Source organism: Micromonospora sp. NPDC048909, assembly GCF_040649635.1.
Lineage (GTDB): Bacteria > Actinomycetota > Actinomycetes > Mycobacteriales > Micromonosporaceae > Micromonospora.
Map to the genome: position 1 here is coordinate 289,412 of NZ_JBEZFU010000001.1, position 17,033 is coordinate 306,444.

The 17,033-nt window shown below is 72.2% G+C and carries 19 protein-coding genes; 11 read left to right on the top strand and 8 right to left on the bottom strand.

Annotated features, from left to right (window positions below; translation table 11 throughout):
- Positions 1–215 precede the first annotated feature (215 nt).
- Positions 216–2,690 carry a choice-of-anchor D domain-containing protein gene (locus AB0C04_RS01410; protein ID WP_357046783.1) on the top strand — a complete coding sequence of 825 codons (2,475 nt, stop codon included), beginning with the start codon at positions 216–218 and terminating at the stop codon, positions 2,688–2,690.
- Between the two features lie 72 nt (positions 2,691–2,762).
- On the opposite strand, the gene AB0C04_RS01415 is transcribed toward AB0C04_RS01410, so the two are convergent.
- From AB0C04_RS01415 to AB0C04_RS01430, 4 genes are all read right to left on the bottom strand, one after another.
- Positions 2,763–3,137: a VOC family protein gene (locus AB0C04_RS01415; RefSeq protein ID WP_357046785.1), complete on the bottom strand. Its 375-nt coding sequence runs from the start codon at positions 3,135–3,137 to the stop codon at positions 2,763–2,765.
- Positions 3,138–3,181: 44 nt separating this feature from the next.
- Positions 3,182–3,667 (bottom strand): GNAT family N-acetyltransferase, encoded by a 486-nt coding sequence (locus AB0C04_RS01420; RefSeq protein WP_357046787.1) that lies wholly within the window; start codon positions 3,665–3,667, stop codon positions 3,182–3,184.
- 114 nt (positions 3,668–3,781) lie between these two features.
- Positions 3,782–4,879: a hypothetical protein gene (locus AB0C04_RS01425; protein ID WP_357046790.1), complete on the bottom strand. Its 1,098-nt coding sequence runs from the start codon at positions 4,877–4,879 to the stop codon at positions 3,782–3,784.
- A 30-nt stretch (positions 4,880–4,909) separates the two neighbouring features.
- Positions 4,910–5,230, bottom strand: a complete 321-nt coding sequence (locus tag AB0C04_RS01430; RefSeq protein ID WP_357049034.1) for a helix-turn-helix transcriptional regulator — start codon at positions 5,228–5,230, stop codon at positions 4,910–4,912.
- An 80-nt stretch (positions 5,231–5,310) separates the two neighbouring features.
- Here AB0C04_RS01430 and AB0C04_RS01435 point away from each other — a divergent pair, with 80 nt between their 5' ends.
- Positions 5,311–6,189, top strand: coding sequence for an LLM class flavin-dependent oxidoreductase (locus AB0C04_RS01435; protein ID WP_357046792.1), 879 nt, complete (start codon positions 5,311–5,313; stop codon positions 6,187–6,189).
- A gap of 51 nt (positions 6,190–6,240) precedes the next feature.
- Here the strand turns inward: AB0C04_RS01435 and AB0C04_RS01440 are convergent, their stop codons facing one another.
- Entirely contained in the window at positions 6,241–6,672 is a 432-nt protein-coding gene (locus tag AB0C04_RS01440; RefSeq protein ID WP_357046794.1) for an ASCH domain-containing protein, read from the bottom strand.
- 114 nt (positions 6,673–6,786) lie between these two features.
- On the opposite strand from AB0C04_RS01440, the gene AB0C04_RS01445 reads away from it, so the two are divergent.
- Complete coding sequence (locus AB0C04_RS01445; RefSeq protein ID WP_357046796.1) at positions 6,787–7,314, top strand: alpha/beta hydrolase; 528 nt, start codon at positions 6,787–6,789, stop codon at positions 7,312–7,314.
- Between the two features lie 29 nt (positions 7,315–7,343).
- On the opposite strand, the gene AB0C04_RS01450 is transcribed toward AB0C04_RS01445, so the two are convergent.
- Positions 7,344–7,895 (bottom strand): phosphoribosyltransferase family protein, encoded by a 552-nt coding sequence (locus tag AB0C04_RS01450; RefSeq protein ID WP_357046798.1) that lies wholly within the window; start codon positions 7,893–7,895, stop codon positions 7,344–7,346.
- A gap of 188 nt (positions 7,896–8,083) precedes the next feature.
- Here AB0C04_RS01450 and AB0C04_RS01455 point away from each other — a divergent pair, with 188 nt between their 5' ends.
- The 4 genes from AB0C04_RS01455 (at position 8,084) to AB0C04_RS01470 (ending at position 12,929) form a co-directional block, all read left to right on the top strand.
- Positions 8,084–8,707: a septal ring lytic transglycosylase RlpA family protein gene (locus tag AB0C04_RS01455; protein WP_357046800.1), complete on the top strand. Its 624-nt coding sequence runs from the start codon at positions 8,084–8,086 to the stop codon at positions 8,705–8,707.
- A 100-nt stretch (positions 8,708–8,807) separates the two neighbouring features.
- On the top strand, positions 8,808–9,935 hold the full coding sequence (locus AB0C04_RS01460; protein ID WP_357046802.1) for a PP2C family protein-serine/threonine phosphatase: 1,128 nt from the start codon (positions 8,808–8,810) through the stop codon (positions 9,933–9,935).
- A 152-nt stretch (positions 9,936–10,087) separates the two neighbouring features.
- The gene (locus AB0C04_RS01465; protein WP_357046803.1) at positions 10,088–11,944 is read left to right on the top strand and encodes an acyl-CoA dehydrogenase; all 1,857 of its coding nucleotides are present in this window, start codon (positions 10,088–10,090) and stop codon (positions 11,942–11,944) included.
- A 715-nt stretch (positions 11,945–12,659) separates the two neighbouring features.
- Positions 12,660–12,929 carry a DUF6458 family protein gene (locus tag AB0C04_RS01470; RefSeq protein ID WP_013730795.1) on the top strand — a complete coding sequence of 90 codons (270 nt, stop codon included), beginning with the start codon at positions 12,660–12,662 and terminating at the stop codon, positions 12,927–12,929.
- Between the two features lie 39 nt (positions 12,930–12,968).
- Here AB0C04_RS01470 and AB0C04_RS01475 read toward each other — a convergent pair whose 3' ends face one another.
- Positions 12,969–13,505, bottom strand: a complete 537-nt coding sequence (locus AB0C04_RS01475) for a histidine phosphatase family protein (RefSeq protein ID WP_357046804.1) — start codon at positions 13,503–13,505, stop codon at positions 12,969–12,971.
- 113 nt (positions 13,506–13,618) lie between these two features.
- Between AB0C04_RS01475 and AB0C04_RS01480 the strand changes: the two genes are divergently transcribed.
- Positions 13,619–13,909 (top strand): DUF6458 family protein, encoded by a 291-nt coding sequence (locus AB0C04_RS01480; RefSeq protein WP_357046806.1) that lies wholly within the window; start codon positions 13,619–13,621, stop codon positions 13,907–13,909.
- A 57-nt stretch (positions 13,910–13,966) separates the two neighbouring features.
- Here the strand turns inward: AB0C04_RS01480 and AB0C04_RS01485 are convergent, their stop codons facing one another.
- A complete protein-coding gene (locus AB0C04_RS01485) occupies positions 13,967–14,644 on the bottom strand; it encodes a hemolysin III family protein (protein ID WP_357046808.1) in 678 nt (225 codons plus the stop codon).
- Positions 14,645–14,753: 109 nt separating this feature from the next.
- Here AB0C04_RS01485 and AB0C04_RS01490 point away from each other — a divergent pair, with 109 nt between their 5' ends.
- The 3 genes from AB0C04_RS01490 to AB0C04_RS01500 are packed head-to-tail and all read left to right on the top strand — an operon-like array spanning position 14,754 to position 17,000.
- Complete coding sequence (locus AB0C04_RS01490; protein WP_357046810.1) at positions 14,754–15,410, top strand: allophanate hydrolase subunit 1; 657 nt, start codon at positions 14,754–14,756, stop codon at positions 15,408–15,410.
- Positions 15,407–16,264: a biotin-dependent carboxyltransferase family protein gene (locus AB0C04_RS01495; RefSeq protein WP_357046812.1), complete on the top strand. Its 858-nt coding sequence runs from the start codon at positions 15,407–15,409 to the stop codon at positions 16,262–16,264. Before AB0C04_RS01490 ends, AB0C04_RS01495 begins: the two co-directional genes overlap by 4 nt.
- A complete protein-coding gene (locus tag AB0C04_RS01500) occupies positions 16,248–17,000 on the top strand; it encodes a 5-oxoprolinase subunit PxpA (protein WP_357046814.1) in 753 nt (250 codons plus the stop codon). The genes AB0C04_RS01495 and AB0C04_RS01500 overlap by 17 nt, the downstream gene beginning before the upstream one ends.
- Positions 17,001–17,033: the final 33 nt, after the last annotated feature.

Consider the following 17,033-nt stretch of genomic DNA (forward strand, 5'->3'; position numbering starts at 1 on the left):
TGAGCGGCGACTCAGGTCCGGCGGCTGCGGACAAGTTGCCGGAGCCTAGCAGCCAACTCGGCGCCACCTTGGACACCGTCGCAGCTCGCCGTAATCGGGCTCGATCGCTGCCCAGGTTCGTCCGGTCGGCCATTGTCGGAGATCGTTTCGGCTCTCTACGCTCCCGAGGCCCGGCACCTGTCCGGGCCTCAAACCCTGACCGTCATGGGGGATTCGTGCGTACCCTTCGCGGTGCCCTGGTGGGCGCCATCGCACTTCTCGTCATCACCACAGCATCGGCCGGGCCGGCACAGGCGGCGGACGTCACGCCGCCGTCGGCTCCCCATACCGCCCTGACCATGAACTTCGAGGGCCTGGGCTACATCGACGGGAGCTTCTCGTACGAGGCGTCCCGGAACACGCTGGAGCTCTACCAGCAGAACGCCAATGGCTACGCGCTCGTGATGCGCGGCTTCGCTGCGAGCCACTGGCACTACCTCGACGTGACACCGCCCATCGGCACCCGCTTCGTGGCGGGACAGACCTATCAGACAACGGCGAACTTCTCTCCCCAGCAGTCGACCACCGTCCTGAACGTCAGCGGGGACGGCCAGAGCTGCGACTGGAGCAGCACCCCGGGAACCCTCGACGTCACCCAGGCAGAGTACGGCGACGACGGGAAGTTCACCGCCTTCGCCGCCACCTACTCCGCCCCCTGTGGCACGAGCGGCCGGGCGAAGGGTGAGATCCGCTTCCAGTCCAGCATCGGCTACCGGGCGACGGACAGCTGGGAGTACCGGCTCCAGGCGGGGCAGCAGCCGGCCGGTATGCCCGGCACACCGAAGGCCGTCACGGTCGAGGTCAACGGAAGCGAGCCGACCACGTTCGGCGCCGCCTCCCTCTCCGGCGCGGACCCGGGCGCCTTCGAGATCACGGCCAACACCTGCTCCGGCAACACCCTGACGTACGGGCAGACCTGCCAGCTGACCGTCACACCGAAGGCCTCGGTCCTCGGTGAGCAGACCGCCCTGCTCACGCTGGTCGAGAACTCGGTCGCCGGCAAGGTCAGGCGGCTGCTGTCGCTCACCGGCTACGACCCCCGTGACACCACCGCCTCTCCGCCGTACGTGAGCTTCGGTTACGTGCCCGCGTACGACACGTCGGCGCCGCAGACCGTGACGCTCACCGGGGCCACCGATCTGCCGATCACCTTCGGCAAGGCCAGCGTCCAAGGCGACAACGCCGGCATGTTCAAGATCACCAGCGACGGTTGCTCGCAGAAGACCCTGAACAAGGGGCAGACCTGCTCGATGAGCGCGGTGGCGCGCCCGTCGACGGAGCAGGTCGGGGCGATGCTGACGCTTCCGGACAACAGCTTCACCGGCAAGACCGAGGTGTCGCTGGGCGTCAGTGGCTACTCCGACGACCGCGGCACCTACTACCCGGTTTCGCCGTACCGCATCATGGACACCCGGTACGGCAAGGGCGCTCCGAAGCGCCCGATCGGGCCCGGCTCGGTGGTCGGACTCCAGGTGACCGGCTCGGGCGGCGTGACGACCGAGGCCGGGACGGTGGTGCTGAACGTGACGGTCACCGGCCCGACCACCGATGGATTCGTCACCGTCTACCCGGCCGGTCTGTCGCGCCCGACCGCCTCCTCGGTGAACTTCACCAAGGGGTGGACCGGCGCGAACTCGGTCACGGTGAAGGTCGGCACCGGCGGCAAGGTGAACGTCTACAACAACACCGGCTCGTCGCACGTCATCGTCGACGTCGTCGGCTACTACTCCAAGGGCCACGAGTGCTGCTCGGGGTACATGGGCGGCCAGTACCATCCGCTGGCCAAGCCGGTCCGCCTGACCGACACCCGGACCTGGGGTGACGGCCGCATCCCCGGCAGGCACTACATCAACTCGGCGGCGAACTGGGGAACGATCAACTCGAAGATCCGGGCGTTCGCGGTGAACATCACGGCGACCCAGCCGTCGTCGGCGGGCTTCCTGACCGCGTGGAACGGTTACGCGGACGGCCAGCCCGACACGTCGACGCTGAACTACACCACCGGCGCCACCGTGCCGAACTTCGCGATCGTGCCGACGAGCCCGTGTGACCGGTGCGGCAGCGCGACCGGTTGGCCCTCCATCGGGGTGTACACACACGCGCCGGCGCACATCGTGGTCGACATCGTCGGGTTCTACGACGACGGCTCGCTCCCCGACGGCCTGCGGTTCCAGTCGACCGCGCCGACCCGGATCGCGGACACGCGTAGTGGTCAGGGCTGGCCGTCGCGGCTCGGCCCGGGCGGCGTCGCGACGATCCCGACGCCGGCGACGATCGCGGGCACCGACACCTGGGCTCTGGCGACGAACGTGACGGCGGTCAAGCCCACCTCGACGACCGTCCTCACGGTGTGGCCGTCGGGCGCGACCCGACCGGGCACGTCGAACATGAACCCCCGGGCGGGCTCGCTGGTGTCCAACGCCGTGCAGACGATGATCGGTGCGGACAACAAGTTCAACGTCCACAACCTCTCCGGATACTCGAACGTCGTGGTCGACGTCGTCGGCACGTTCTACCTCTATCCGCCGACGCCGCCCGCAGGCTGGGGTACCGGGCTCAGGTCCGTCGCCCCATCGTCAGGCGCCCGGACCGCGACCCCCGGAGCCGCCGCGCCGGAGGTGTCGACAGTTCCACTGGTGAAGCGGTCCTAGCGACCGCGACACCGCAACGGTAGGAGAGCGGATGGCCTGCGGCAGCATCGCCGCAGGCCATCCGCGTTCCGTTCAGAGGTAGAGGCAGAACGGGTGGCCGGCCGGGTCGAGATGCACCCGTACGTCGTCCTGGGGCTGGAAGTCGGCCAGGGCGGCACCCGCGGCCACCGCGTGGGCCGAGGCCGCCGCCAGATCGTCGACCTTGATGTCGAGGTGGGCCATCATCTGCGGATCGTGCGGACCGGCCGGCCAGACCGGTCGTACGTAAGCCGGTTCGCTCTGGAAGGCCAGGCCGGCGCCGCCGTCCGGCGCGCGCAGCGTCACCCAGTCCGGCTCGTCCTCATGCCGCGACCACCCCAGCAGGCGTTCGTAGAACGCGGCGAGTTCCCGGGCGTCGGGCGCATCCAGCACGGTGGTGGTCAGACTCAGCCGAGGTCGATCTGCCATGCCACCGTCCGTACCCACATCCGGGCAGGTCGCAACCACCCCGACTAGTTCGCCAACTCGCGGAGGTGGCGCAGCCCGGGGCGACCGTCGAGCACGACGTCGCCGATCGGGGTGAACCCGGTCCGCCGGAGCACTCCGAGCGAACCGGCGTTCTCCAACGCGGCCGACGCGACCAGCCGGCGCAGTCCGTACTCATCGCGGGCCAGTTCGCAGACGCGGCGGACGCCACCGGTTGCGACCCCACGCCCGGTGGCCCGCTCGGCCACCCGGAAGCCCAGCTCGGCGCCGCCGTCGGCGACGTCGACCAGGTTGAACCGGCCGAGCACGGCCCCGTCGTCGTCGACCAGGACGTGGAAGTGGATCAGGCCGGCCGACTGCTCCGCGAGCAGCGCCGCGTGCCGGGCGGCGAAGCCGGTGAAGTAGTCGTCGCCGCGGTCCGGCACCGATCGTGCGAAGAAGGCCCGGTTCTCCCGCTCGAAGCGGAGCAGTGCGGGGGCGTGCCGTGCGTCGAGCCGCTGGAGTTCGGGCATCGCGTGACGGTAGCAACCGGTGCGGCCCGCCCGCCGTCCGATCGGGGCGACGGACGCTCTGCTGGACGTGGTCGACGAGATGCTCGGCCCCAGGTGACCGGATCGGTGATCCGCTCAGCCGGTGGCGGTGGTGGTCAGCGGGCCGGGATCTCGTCGCGGCAGGGTGGCGAGCGCCAACCCGCAGAGGGCGCAGCCGGCGCCGACCACGAAGAAGAGCGAGAGCGCGGGCTGGCCGAGCCACTCCCAGAGCGGGTGCCACACCGGGTGCGGTTCGTCGCGATGGTGCTGTAGCAGCTGCGGCGCGGCCAGCACCGCCGGCGACCACCAGAGCAGCAGGGTGATCGTGTGCAGGACGGTGACCGCGTCGGCGGCGAAGTGGGGTCGTTCGGTGCGGCGGCTGGCCCAGCCGAACACCAGCCAGCCGGCGACGGCGCCAATCAGTCCACCGAGGACACCGGCGGGCAGGACGGCGGGCGGGGTCGCCCGACGCAGGGCCACCGTGACGGGGGTGCTGTCGACGGAGGGCCGGGCGGGCAACCGCAGGTCGAGGCCGGTGTCACCCCGACGGGCGAAGATCGTGGTGTCGCGGGCCGCCGGGTCGCAGCTGATGCCCGTGCACGTCGGGCCGGGCACGACGTATGGCGGGTACACCCGCCAGCCGGTCTCCCGGAGCCGGCGCTGCGCGAGCGCGAGGGTCTCCTGCTGCGAGGCGGGGGGTACGGCGGTCACGACCGCCACGACGGCCCCCTGCTGGTACTCGCCGCCGTCGCCGAGCAGCAGGGAATCGAGGTTCTCCAGCCGCAACGGCTGGCTGTAGTAGGTGAAGAGCGCGGTCGGGGCATCGACCTCCTTGGCGTCGTACCCCGGCAGCACCTCGGCGACGAGCGCGGTGGTCTCGGCCCGGTCAGGCAGCGGCCGGGCGGTCTGCCAGGCGACCCAGCTGGCCAGCGCGGCGCTGAAGAGCCCGCAGATCACGGCGGTGAGCACGGCGCAGGCGACGACGCTGTAGCTGGCCGGCCGGCCGAGTCGGCTGCGCAGGCCGTGCCGGAGCAGGTTGACCGTCTCACGCGGCGTCGGCCGCGTCCGCCCCGGCGTGGCGGACGCCAGCAGCACCGCCACCATCTCCTCGCCGCGCAGCCGCCGCCACTTCCGGGGATAGCAGAGCAGCAGCCTCCGGTAGCGGTTGGCGAGGGGGTCGCCGGTCGGCGGCATGGCCGTCCCTTCGTCTCGGGTGGCGCGAGGTCAGGCGGTATGGGGCCGGAGGGTACGCAGCCGGGCCTCGGCGGCGTTGGTGAGCTGCCGGAGCCGGGCGGTCTCGACGTCGAGGGCCTGGAGCCCCTGCTGGGTGAGCCGGTAGTAGCGACGCAGCCGCCCCTCGACCTGCTCGTCCCGATCGTGCGCGACGAGCCCCTGCGCGACGAGCCGGTCCAGTGCGGTGTAGAGCGTCCCGGGCAGCAGGTGGACGCGGGCCTCGGAGATCGCGGCGACGTCCTGGATGATGCCGTAGCCGTGCCGGGACCCGCCGGCGAGCGCGGTGAGGATGAGGAAGGTCGGCTCGCGCATGGAGGCCACGGGCTGACGATAGATAGTTGATCGATACATGGTCAAGGCCCGTCCCCGGCCATCCGGCTAGGCTGGCGATCATGCGGATTGGCATCGTGATCCTTCCCGACCAGCGTTGGTCCGAGTCGCAGCGGCGCTGGCGGCAGGCGGACGAGTGGGGCTTCGACCACGCCTGGACGTACGACCACCTGGGCTGGCGGGACCTCGTCGACGGGCCCTGGTTCGACTCGATCACCACCCTGACCGCGGCAGCGACGGTCACCTCCCGGATCCGCCTCGGCACCCTCGTCGCCTCGCCCAACTTCCGGCACCCGGCCGCCTTCGCCCGGCAGATCACCGCGCTCGACGACGTCTCCGACGGGCGGCTGCTGCTCGGCATCGGCGCCGGCGGCATCGGCTTCGACGCCACCGTGCTCGGCGGCGAGACCCTGCCCCCACGGCAGCGGGTGGACCGGTTCGCCGAGTTCACCGAGCTGCTCGACCTGGTGCTGCGGCAGGACGGCACCACCTGGCGCGGCGAGTGGTTCGCCGCGGTGGACGCCCGCAGCAACCCGGGCTGCGTGCAGACCCCACGGGTGCCGTTCGTGCTGGCCGCGAACGGTCCGCGTTCGATGCGGCTGGTGGCCCGCTTCGGTCAGGGCTGGGTCACCACCGGCACCGATGCCGACGACCTGGCGGCCTGGTGGGACGGGGTCGCCGAACTCTCGGCGCGACTCGACCGGACGCTGGACGAGGCCGGCCGCGACCCGGCCACCCTGGACCGGTACCTCTCACTGGACGCGGCCCCGGTCTTCTCGCTGAGCAGCGCCGACTTCTTCGCCAGCCAGGTCGAGCGGGCGGCCGACCTGGGCTTCACCGACGTGGTCACCCACTGGCCCCGGGCCAGCAGTTGGTACGCGGGGGACGAGGAGATCCTGGCGGACGTGGCCACCCGCCTCCTGCCGGAGCTGCGCGGCTGAGACGCGCGGGCGGCCCCGCGACCTACCTCCCCAGGTTCCCGCGCGGGTTGCTCAGGTGCCGAGGTCGCCGGTGCCGATGCCGCCCTCGTCGGCGGAGGTGAGCCGGAAGCGCAGGCAGGCTATCTCCGTGTCCTCGGTGACCCTCGTGCCGAGACGTGCCCAGTAGGCGGCGTGGCCGGATCGCCAGTCCTCGATCGAGCGGTCCCCCTCGCCCTCCGACCGGGCGAAGTCCCAGCTGACGTCGGCGAAGCGGACCACCTCGACGCCGGTGATCTGCACGACCCCCACCAACTGGTCGTCGTCGTCGACCAGGACCAGCCGCTCGCCGACCTGCTCCAGCTCCTCGCCCTCCGCGGTGTACTCGGTGAGCAGCCCGGCGGTCGCGGTCTTCACCCCGGCGAGCACCAGGGCGTTCAGGTTCGTCCGCAGCTCACCGGGGGTGCCGAGAGCGAGGGTGCGCAGTCCGCCGATCCGAGGCCACATCCTGCCGAGGCTAGGCGAGAGCCCTCGCCCTCGCCGCCGGTTTTCGTCCACCCCCGCGCCGCCGCCCCGCGGCGTACGGTGACGGAGCGGCAGTCGGAGGATGTGGAGGCGGTCATGGCGGATCGGCGGGCGGTGCTCATACCTGGGCAGGCCTACGACACCCAGGCCCCGCTCTTCGCCTACATCGGCGAGGCGCTCCGGCGCTCCGACTTCGACCTGCACGAGATCTCGTGGCAGGTGCCCGAAACGCTCGGCCAGGACCAGATCGGCGCCTGGGTGGCCGAGCAGGTCGCCCCGAGCCTGGCCGAACCGACCGACCTGGTGGTCGGCAAGTCGCTCGGCAGCCTCGCCGCGCCGCTCGCCGCCGAGCGGCAGGTGCCGGCTGTCTGGCTCACCCCGCTGCTGCAGATGCCGGGGGTGGTGACGGCGTTGGAGCGGGCCAGCGAACCGTTCCTGCTCATCGGTGGGGGCGCGGATCCGTTGTGGGACGGCCCGCTGGCCAGCCGGCTCACCCGACACGTGCTGGAGATCCTGGACGCCGACCACTCGCTGCTGGTACCCGGCCCGATGGCCGCCTCGGCCGACGCGCTCGGCCGGGTCTGCACGGCGGTCGAGGAGTTCGTCCGGATCACCTCGGTCTAGCGGGCGCCGCCACGGCGACCGGGAAAGCCTCAGTCGGGCAGGTCGGTGGCGGTGACCAGGGCGCGGACCCGCAGCTCCGCGGCTACCTCGGGCGGGCAGTCGACGGCGACGGCGGCGGTGCCGACCGGCTCGGCCCCGCGGGCCGCGCAGATCTCGTAGAGGGCGCGTACCTGGGCGCCGGTGGCCACCCAGTCGTCCACGACCAGCACCCGGTCGCCCGGCGCGAGGTGCCGGTCCCGGATGGCCAGGTCGACCCGGCGGCCCCGGAAGTCCGGTGGGCTCTGCGCCCAGGTCAGCGGGCCGGCCGGCAGTCGACCGTCGCCCGGTTTGTGCGCGGCCACGAATCCCACTCCGAGCGCGGTCGCGGCCAGCGGGCCGACCAGCAGACCGGTGACCGCGGGAGAGACCACCACGGTCGGTCGGGCGGCGCGGAACGGGGCCACCAGGGCCGGCCCCAGCGCGGCCAGCACCGTCGGGTCCCGCCACCAGCCGGACACGTCGCTGACCAGGTGGCTGGCACCGGGGCCGGGGTCGATCCAGCGGATTAGTTGGGCCAGACGTTCGGTCAGCTCGGCGGGCATCTGTCCATCTTCGGCCACCGGCCGGGCGCGGGCGGGGAGCGGGGGCCGGCCGGCCGACGGTGGGTCGGATGATCGGCTACACGTATCCCTGCATATCCGGGCATACCACCATGATCACGTTGACTTCGGAAGTACTTCTCTCGTTACGGTCCGACCCGGCTTGTTGGCATGACGAAAGGACCGGGCTGGTGGCTGGTAGGCACCTCCGTACCCGCAGGATCTCCTCGCCGGTCGGCATCGCGGCCACGGCGGCGGTCGGGGTGGCGCTCGCCATCGGCGGCACCGTCGGCACCGTCCAGCTGACCTCGGGTTCGGCCGAGTCCCGCCCGGTCGCCGTCGACCTCACACCCACCACCGCGGCGAGCACGCCGGCACCCAGCTCGCCGGCCGCGTCACCGAGTGCGAGCAGCACGCCGAGCCCGACCGCCAGCCGCTCTGCGCAGGCGGCCTCGCGCGGCAAGGCGCGCACCGCCGCACCGAAGCCCTCCCCGACCAAGCGGAAGACGACGGCGCCGGCTCCGAAGGTGCTGGAGAGCGGCAGCTGCGGCGCATCGTTCTACTCCGACGGGCAGCTGACCGCGAACGGCGAGAACTTCAACCCGGACGAGCTGACCGCGGCGCACAAGACCCTGCCGTTCAACACCAAGGTCCGGGTGACCAACCCGGCCAACGGCAAGTCCGTCACGGTACGGATCAACGACCGCGGGCCGTTCATCGACGGCCGCTGCCTCGACCTGTCCCGGGCCGCCTTCGCCACCATCGCCTCCCTGGACGTCGGCGCGACGACGGTCCGGTACGAGGTGCTCGGCTGACCCGGTGCGCGACGGCGATCGGACCGGTGTCGCGATCCAGCCGGGCAGAACCTCCTCGGACGACGGGCCAGGTTCATTCACCCGTTCACGTCAATCAGGCATGCTGTCCCTCGTACGCACGCATCCCTTCCAGTCGGGCCGTAGCCCGCTGAGCCCCGGATCCCGCGCCGGCCTCGGCGCGGCCCTCGCCCTGCTCGTGATCGTCTCGGCGATCGAGCTGGCGGACGGCCGGCCGGCGCACTACATCGCGCTGATGGTGGGGGCCCCGTTCCTCGCGGCGGCGCTGGCGTCCTGGCGGGTGGTGCTCGGCGTGGGCATCGCGGCCACCGCGATCGGGACCGCCTTCGCGCTCTGCGACTGGTCGATCTCGCTGGTCAACGGCGTGAACGTGGCGGGCATCGCGCTGGCCACCGCGATTGCGGCCTCGGTGGCCTCGGTCCGCCAGCGGCAGGCGGAGCGGATCGCCGAGCTGACCAAACTCGCCGCAGTCGCCCAGCAGGCGGTGCTGCGTCCGCTCGGCCCGCAGGTCGGCACGCTCTCGGTCGCCGGCCGCTACATCTCCTCCACGGCCACCGCAGAGATCGGCGGTGACCTGTACGAGGCGATCGACACCCCGTACGGCGTCCGCATGATCATCGGTGACGTGCGCGGCAAGGGCCTGGACGCGGTCCGGTTGGCCAGCATCGTGCTCGGTTCCTACCGGCACGTGGCCTACGAGCGGGCCGACCTGCGCGCGGTCGTCGCCGACCTGGACCGGGCGGTGGCCCGCAGCGTGGGCGACGAGGATTTCGTGACCGCCGCGCTGGTCGAGGAGCGGGGTGGCACCCTCACGATCGTCAACTGCGGGCACCCGCCGCCGTTGCTGCTGCGGCGCGGCGCGGTGATCCCGCTCGAACCGCCCGCGCCGGCGCCCCCGCTCGGCTTCATGCCGGTGGTACGGCCCCGGGTCGAGCGGCTGGAGCCGGGTGACCGGCTGCTGCTCTTCACCGACGGGCTGGGCGAGGCGCGCCGGGACGGCGAGTTCTTTCCGACCGCCGACCGGGCCTGGCGGCTGCTCGGCCACGGCACGGTCGCCGACGGGCTGGCCTCGCTGGAGACCGCGCTGGTGGAGTGGGTGCACGGCCGGCTCGACGACGACATCGCGCTGGTCCTGATGGAGTACGCCGGTCCCCGTACCGGGGCGACGGCGGCCGTGCCGAGCTGGGAGGTCGGTGCGGCGGAGAGCTGAAATTCGCTCGCCTGACGTGCCCGGGGGGACACCCGAACCGGAAGTGTGTAATGGCTGTCACTTCGGCGATCATCTTGTCGCTGCCTACCCACCGGTAATACAGTCGGGGTTACTGATCGGTAACACGTGTCCGGAAGCGGGGGCCAGCGAGCATGACCCACTACAAGAGCAACCTTCGGGACCTCGAGTTCAACCTTTTCGAGGTCTTCGGGGCGGACCGGGCGTTCGGCCAGGAGCCGTACTCCGACCTTGACATCGACACCGCGCGCAGCTTCCTCGCCGAGGTCGACCGCCTCGCCCGCGAGGATCTGGCCGCCAGCTACACGGACAGCGACCGGAACCCGCCGGTCTTCGACCCGGCCACGCACACCGCGCCGCTGCCGGAGTCGTTCAAGAAGTCGTACCGGGCGTTCATGGAGTCCGAGTTCTGGCGGCTGGACCTCCCGCCGGAGCTGGACGGCACCAACGCGCCGCGGGCCCTGTGGTGGGCGCTCGCCGAGCTGGTCCTCGGCTCGAACGCCCCGGTCTGGATGTACGCCTCCGGCCCGTCCTTCGCCCACGTGCTGCACGTCGAGGGCACCGAGCGGCAGAAGAAGTGGGCCAAGCTCTTCATCGACAAGCAGTGGGGCTCCACGATGGTGCTGACCGAGCCGGACGCCGGCTCGGACGTGGGCGCCGGCCGCGCCCGCGCCATCCAGCAGCCGGACGGCTCGTGGCACATCGAGGGCGTCAAGCGCTTCATCACCTCGGGTGAGCACGACCTGACCGACAACATCGTGCACTACGTGCTGGCCCGCCCGGTGGGCGTCGAGGGCGTCGGCGGCCCGGGCACGAAGGGCCTCTCCCTCTTCGTCGTGCCGAAGTTCCACTTCGACGAGGAGACCGGCGAGCTGGGCGAGCGCAACGGGGTCTTCGCGACCAACGTCGAGCACAAGATGGGTCTGAAGGTCTCGAACACCTGCGAGATGACCTTCGGTGAGCACGGCGTACCGGCCAAGGGCTGGCTGCTCGGTGACAGGCACGACGGCATCCGGCAGATGTTCATGATCATCGAGTACGCCCGGATGATGGTCGGCACCAAGGCGATCGCCACCCTCTCCACCGGCTACTTGAACGCCCTCGAGTACGCCAAGAACCGGGTCCAGGGCGCCGACCTGATCCAGCAGGCCGACAAGGCAGCGCCTCGGGTGACCATCACCCACCACCCGGACGTGCGGCGTTCGCTGCTGATGCAGAAGTCGTACGCCGAGGGCCTGCGCGCGCTGGTCCTGTACACCGCGTCCTGGCAGGACAAGGTCGCCATCGCCGAGGCGGCCGGTGACGAGAAGGTCACCGCGCTCGCCAAGCGGGTCAACGACCTGCTGCTCCCGTTGGTCAAGGGCGTCGGCTCGGAGCGCGCGTACGAGCTGCTCGGGCACGAGGCGCTGCAGACCTTCGGCGGCTCGGGCTTCCTGCAGGACTACCCGCTGGAGCAGTACGTCCGGGACGCCAAGATCGACACCCTGTACGAGGGCACCACCGCGATCCAGAGCCTCGACCTGGTCTTCCGGAAGATCGTCCGGGACAACGGCAAGGCGCTGATGGCGGTCGCCGGCGAGATCCAGGAGTTCATCACCTCCGAGGCCGGCAACGGCCAGCTCAAGGAGGAGCGTCAGGCGCTCGGCAAGGCGCTCGCCGAGATCCAGACCATGCTGGGTGTGATGACCGGCTGGCTGGGCGAGGCGCAGGGCGGCGACGCCCGGGCGCTCTACAAGGTCGGGCTGAGCAGCCGGCGGTTCCTGCTGGCGATCGGCGACCTGGTGGTCGGCTGGCTGCTGCAGAAGCAGGCCGACGTGGCCCTGCGCGCGCTGAGCGGCGAGGTCTCCACCGCCGACCAGGCGTTCTACACCGGCAAGGTGGCCGCCGCCCGGTTCTTCGCCCGCGAGGTGCTGCCCCGCATCGGCGCCGACCGGCGGATCATCGAGGGTGCCGACCTGGAGATCATGGACCTCCCGGAGGAAGCCTTCTGAGGCGTGGCCCGCGCTCCGGCGCGGGTGCACGGCCGGACCTGCTCCGGCCACGAACCGGCACTCCGGCCGGCGGGCAGCAGCCCGCCGGCCGTCGCCGTCCCGTCCCGGGGGCGCGCTGTGCCCCGCGGGGGCGACCCGGTTGTACGCGGGGCGGTGGCAGGTCTCCGGCCGCCTTGCTCTGCTTCAGCGGAGGTAACAGGCCGAGGTGTGGGATGGCGCTGGACTGCCTTTCGCCGTCTTGCTCTGCTTCAGCCGAGGCGACAATCCGAGGTGCGGGCGGGCGGCGGCAGCCCAGGTGCTCGGGGTGCGGCCGCTCGATCCGCTGTCCTTTCGCCGCCTTTGCTCTGCTTCAGCAGAGGCGACAGTCAAAGCCCGAAATTGTTGCCGCCGCTGAAGCAGAGCAAAGGGTGCGAGCAGGTCGCCCGCCGCCGCGCCCATCCCTATCGAGCCGCAGCCAGCAGCCAGCCGCCAACCCCCGCCCCGCCAACCCCCGCCCCGCCGACGCCGGGCCGCCGACCGCCGCCGGCCGGCAGTCGTTCCGGCCGTCGATCGGCCGTCTGAGTAGATCCATCCGTTCTGTGCCCGCCATCCCGATTCCCGGGGCCGGCGGTGCATTCGGTTAGCCGAGCCGGGTAGCCCGTGGCCGTGGCGGGTAACCGTCGCCGGACCACGTCGGAACGCGCCCGGAGCCACCGCACGGGGGAGTGCAGCGCACATGGGCATTGGTAGTGGGATCTTCCTGATCGCGATCGGCGCGATCCTGACCTTCGCCATCAGAGCTAACGTCTGGTGGGTCGACCTGCGCGCGGTCGGCTGGGTGTTCATCCTGGCCGGGTTGGGCGTCCTGCTCACCACGCTCTGGTTCTGGCAGGACCGGCGCAAGCGGGCCCGCACCCTGATCGTGGAGGAGAACCGGCTGTCTCATCCGACCGCGATGATGCCGCCGCCTCCGGACCCGCCGCCGCCGACCGCACCACCCTCCTGAGCCACGTGACGCCGAGCCACCCGCCGACCGGCGGGTGGCTCAGCCGCGTGCGGTGTGCCGTTCGGTGATCTCCGCGCCGCCCCGGTCCAGCTCGGCCCACGGCTGCGGGCCGCGGTGCACGGCCAGGTCGGTGGTACGCAGCCCCTCGGGGTCGGCCCGCTGAGGGTCGAGCAGCGCCGACAGCAGCGAGATCCCCGGGTTGTGCGCGACCATCAGCACCGTGCGGGCCATCGGATCCACCCGGCGGATCAGCGCCAACAGGTCCTCCGGGTGCGCCTCATAGGCGTCCCGCTCAAACCGTACGTCGGGGCGGGGACCGGCGGAACCGCCCTCCGGTGGCGCACCGGTCATGCCCATCGCCACCCCGTGCCAGGTCTCCCGGGTCCGCAGGGCGTCGGAGCAGAGCACCACGTCGGGCAGCAGACCGTGCTTGGCGAGCCAGGCGCCCGCGGCCTCCGCGTCGGCCCGCCCTCGGCTGGTCAGTGGTCGATCCGCGTCCGGAGTCTCCTCGGACTGCACGGCCTTCGAGTGCCGCAACAGCACCAGTGTCCGTCCCCCGGTGTACGCGTCCGTCATGCCCCCAGCTTGCCCGATTGGCGATCACGCTGCCTGGGTAAGTCGATGGGTGCCGCAACCTCACCGATGGCCGCGGCGGGAAGAAACGCCAGCTGACAGCCGAGGAGGCGACGATGGGCATTGGTGGCAGCATTTTCCTGATCGCACTGGGTGCGATCTTCGCGTTCGCCGTGGAAGCCGACCTGGGCTGGCTCAACCTGGCCGTCGTCGGGTGGGTGCTCATGCTCGCCGGCGTCGCCGGCCTGCTCGTCACCCTCTACTTCTGGAACAACCGCCGGCGCACGGTGGTCACCTCCGCCCCCGTCCGCGAGGACCGCGTGGTGACCGACCGGGTGGTGCCGGCGCAGGACGACCGGGTCGTGCAGGAGTACCGCGAGGTGCGTCGGCCAGGCCGCACGGTCTGAGCCACCCCCTGCTCCCGAGGGCCCCGCAGCGTCGCGGGGCCCTCGGCGTGCCCGGGCTCAGGCGAAGAGCGCGAAGTAGATCGCGATGTGGTGGCAGATCGCGGCCACCAGGGTGCAGGCGTGGAAGAACTCGTGGTGGCCGAAGACCGTCGGCCAGGGGTTCGGCCGGCGTAGCGCGTAGAAGACCGCGCCGACGCTGTAGATCGCGCCCCCGGTCAGCAGCAGCACCAGCGCCGTCACCCCGCCCTGGTGCAGGATCTGCGGCAGCATCGCCACCGCAACCCAGCCCAGCGCCAGGTAGAGCGGGGCGGAGAGCCAGCGGGGGGCGTGTGGCCAGATCATCTTCAGCGCCACGCCGGCGAGCGCGCCGCCCCAGACCACGGCGAGCATGATGGTCGCCAAGCGCCGCTCCAGCAGCAGCACGCAGAACGGCGTGTACGTCCCGGCGATGAACACGAAGATCATCGAGTGGTCCATCCGGCGCATGATCTGGTAGCCCCGCTCCGACCACACCCGACGGTGGTAGAGAGCGCTGGTACCGAAGAGCCCGCAGACGGTCAGGCTGTAGACGACGCAGCTGACCAGGGGCGCCCAGCCCGGCCGGGTGGCGGCGATCGAGCAGAGCACGATCCCGCAGACCAGGGCGACGAAGAACGCGTACGCGTGCAGCCAGCCGCGCATCCGGGGTTTACCGATGTCGACCGGCTTGAGCCGAAGCGGTGCGGAGGTGGTCACCACAACAGGTTACGACACCGTAGGTTACTTAGAAGTAGTGCGTCTCGTCACGCGCATCCACCCGCAACGGTCGGTACCGCGCGCGGCAGTGGTCGGCGAAGATGGCGGGATGCGGATCCGGCCGGTCGGGGCGCACGCCCTGCTGCTCGACTGCGCGGAACCCGGTGCGCTGGCCGGGGTCGACGTCGCCGGTCGGGTGGAGGCGTGGCGGGCCGAGCTGTCCCGCCGCCGCGATCTCGGCGAGCTGACCGCCGTCGAGATCGTCCCGGCGGCCGCCACCGTCCTGCTCGACGGGGTACCGGACCCGGCGACGACTGCCCGGTTGATCGCGAGCTGGGTTCCGCGTCCGGCCGCCACGGCAGGCGCCGTGGGGACGATCGAGGTGCCGGTGACGTACGACGGCGCTGACCTGCCGGTCGTCGCGGAGCACTGGGCCACCACCGTGCCGGCGGTGATCGAGCGGCTGGCCGGCACCGAGTTCCGGGTGGCCTTCTGCGGTTTCGCGCCGGGGTTTCCCTACCTGACCGGGCTGCCGGCCGAGCTGGCGCTGCCCCGGCTGCCCACCCCCCGCCCCCGGGTGCCGGCCGGCTCGGTCGCGCTGGCCGGCCCGTACGCCGGCATCTACCCGAGCGCGTCGCCGGGTGGCTGGCTGCTCGTCGGACGGACCGGGATGGTGCTCTTCGACGTCGCTGCCGACCCGCCGGCCCGGCTGGCCCCGGGTGCCCGGGTCCGCCTGGTGGCCGGTGAGCGGGAGGAGCGAGCATGACCGGCACCCTCGAGGTGCTTCGGGCCGGGGCGCTCACCACGGTGCAGGACCTGGGCCGGCCCGGCTTCGCCCACCTCGGGGTGCCCCGCTCCGGCGCACTGGACCCGGCCGCGATGAGGCTGGCGAACCGGCTGGTCGGCAACCCGGAGACGGCCGCCGGGCTGGAGGTCACGCTGACCGGGTGCGCGCTGCGGCTGTCCCGGGCGGCCACCGTCGCCCTCACCGGCGCCGAGGTGGAGGTCCGGGTGGACCAGCGTCCGGGCGACGCGGGCCGGCCGCTCTCCGTACCGGCCGGGGCGGTGCTGCGGATCGGCCCCGCCCGGCGAGGTCTGCGCAGCTGGCTGGCGGTCTGCGGCGGGATCGACGTGCCGCCGGTGCTGGGCAGCCGCTCCACCGACACGCTCTCCGGGCTGGGCCCGCCCGCGCTGCGCGACGGTGACCGGCTGCCCCTCGGCGTGCCGGTCGGGCCGCCCGCGCCGGTCGACCTCACCGTCGGCCCGTCGCCGGGCCCCGAGCTGCGGCTCGCCGTCCGGCTCGGCCCGCGCGACGACTGGTTCACCCCGGCCGCGTTCGAGCGGCTCTTCGACACCGCGTACACGATCAGCCCGGTGAGCAACCGGGTCGGCGCGCGACTGGTCGGCGCGGCCCTGCCCCGCGCGGTGCCGGGCGAGCTGCCGAGCGAGGGGATCGTGCTCGGCGCGGTGCAGGTGCCGGCGGACGGCCAACCGTTGATCTTCCTCGCGGACCACCCCACCACCGGCGGGTATCCGGTCATCGGGGTGGTGGCCGACGTGACCCCGCTCGCGCAGGCCCGGCCAGGTACTACCGTCAGATTCCATGGACCTCAACGCTGACCTGGGCGAGGGATTCGGCATCTGGCGGCTCGGCGACGACGAGGCGCTACTGGGCCTGGTCACCTCCGCGAATGTCGCCTGCGGCTTCCACGCCGGCGACGCGTCCACGATGCGTCGAGTCAGCGAGGCCGCGGCGCGCCGCAGTGTCGCGGTGGGCGCCCAGGTCGGCTACCGGGACCTGGCCGGGTTCGGCCGGCGACACATCGCGTACGACTTCGCGGAGCTGCGTGACGAGGTCCTGTACCAGCTCGGGGCGTTGGACGCGTTCTGCCGGCTGTTCCGCACCCAGGTCCGCTACCTGAAGCCGCACGGCGCGCTCTACCACGCGGCGGCGCGCGACGAGTCCCAGGCGGCGGCGCTGGTCGCGGCGGTCGGCGAGTACGACGATCAGCTGCCGCTGCTCTGCTCGTCCGGGTCGGTGCTCGCCCAACTGGCGGTCGGTGCCGGGCTGCGGGTGGTCGCCGAGGGGTTCGCCGACCGTGGCTACCTGCCCAACGGCACCCTGGTGCCCCGCGGCGCGCCGGGTGCCCTGGTCACCGACCCGGAGCAGGTCGCCGAGCGCGCGCTCCGGATGGCCACCGAGCAGACCGTGGTGGCGGTGGACGGCAGCGTCGTCCCGTGCCCGGTCGAGTCGATCTGCCTGCACGGCGACAGCCACGGGGCGGTCGCCGCCGCGGAGATGGTCCGCGCCTCGCTGATCGATGCCGGCGTCCAGCTCAGCCCCTTCACTGGCTGAGCGCGGGCCCCGGCGCTCAGCACCGGGGCCCGG

Coding starts and splice junctions, on each gene's coding strand:
- AB0C04_RS01415 (WP_357046785.1), bottom strand. CDS start 3,137: ATGGCAGATCGACCTCGGCTGAGTCTGACCACCACCGTGCTGGATGCG.
- AB0C04_RS01420 (WP_357046787.1), bottom strand. CDS start 3,667: ATGCCCGAACTCCAGCGGCTCGACGCACGGCACGCCCCCGCACTGCTC.
- AB0C04_RS01425 (WP_357046790.1), bottom strand. CDS start 4,879: ATGCCGCCGACCGGCGACCCCCTCGCCAACCGCTACCGGAGGCTGCTG.
- AB0C04_RS01430 (WP_357049034.1), bottom strand. CDS start 5,230: ATGCGCGAGCCGACCTTCCTCATCCTCACCGCGCTCGCCGGCGGGTCC.
- AB0C04_RS01435 (WP_357046792.1), top strand. CDS start 5,311: ATGCGGATTGGCATCGTGATCCTTCCCGACCAGCGTTGGTCCGAGTCG.
- AB0C04_RS01440 (WP_357046794.1), bottom strand. CDS start 6,672: ATGTGGCCTCGGATCGGCGGACTGCGCACCCTCGCTCTCGGCACCCCC.
- AB0C04_RS01445 (WP_357046796.1), top strand. CDS start 6,787: ATGGCGGATCGGCGGGCGGTGCTCATACCTGGGCAGGCCTACGACACC.
- AB0C04_RS01450 (WP_357046798.1), bottom strand. CDS start 7,895: ATGCCCGCCGAGCTGACCGAACGTCTGGCCCAACTAATCCGCTGGATC.
- AB0C04_RS01460 (WP_357046802.1), top strand. CDS start 8,808: ATGCTGTCCCTCGTACGCACGCATCCCTTCCAGTCGGGCCGTAGCCCG.
- AB0C04_RS01465 (WP_357046803.1), top strand. CDS start 10,088: ATGACCCACTACAAGAGCAACCTTCGGGACCTCGAGTTCAACCTTTTC.
- AB0C04_RS01470 (WP_013730795.1), top strand. CDS start 12,660: ATGGGCATTGGTAGTGGGATCTTCCTGATCGCGATCGGCGCGATCCTG.
- AB0C04_RS01475 (WP_357046804.1), bottom strand. CDS start 13,505: ATGACGGACGCGTACACCGGGGGACGGACACTGGTGCTGTTGCGGCAC.
- AB0C04_RS01480 (WP_357046806.1), top strand. CDS start 13,619: ATGGGCATTGGTGGCAGCATTTTCCTGATCGCACTGGGTGCGATCTTC.
- AB0C04_RS01490 (WP_357046810.1), top strand. CDS start 14,754: ATGCGGATCCGGCCGGTCGGGGCGCACGCCCTGCTGCTCGACTGCGCG.
- AB0C04_RS01495 (WP_357046812.1), top strand. CDS start 15,407: ATGACCGGCACCCTCGAGGTGCTTCGGGCCGGGGCGCTCACCACGGTG.
- AB0C04_RS01500 (WP_357046814.1), top strand. CDS start 16,248: ATGGACCTCAACGCTGACCTGGGCGAGGGATTCGGCATCTGGCGGCTC.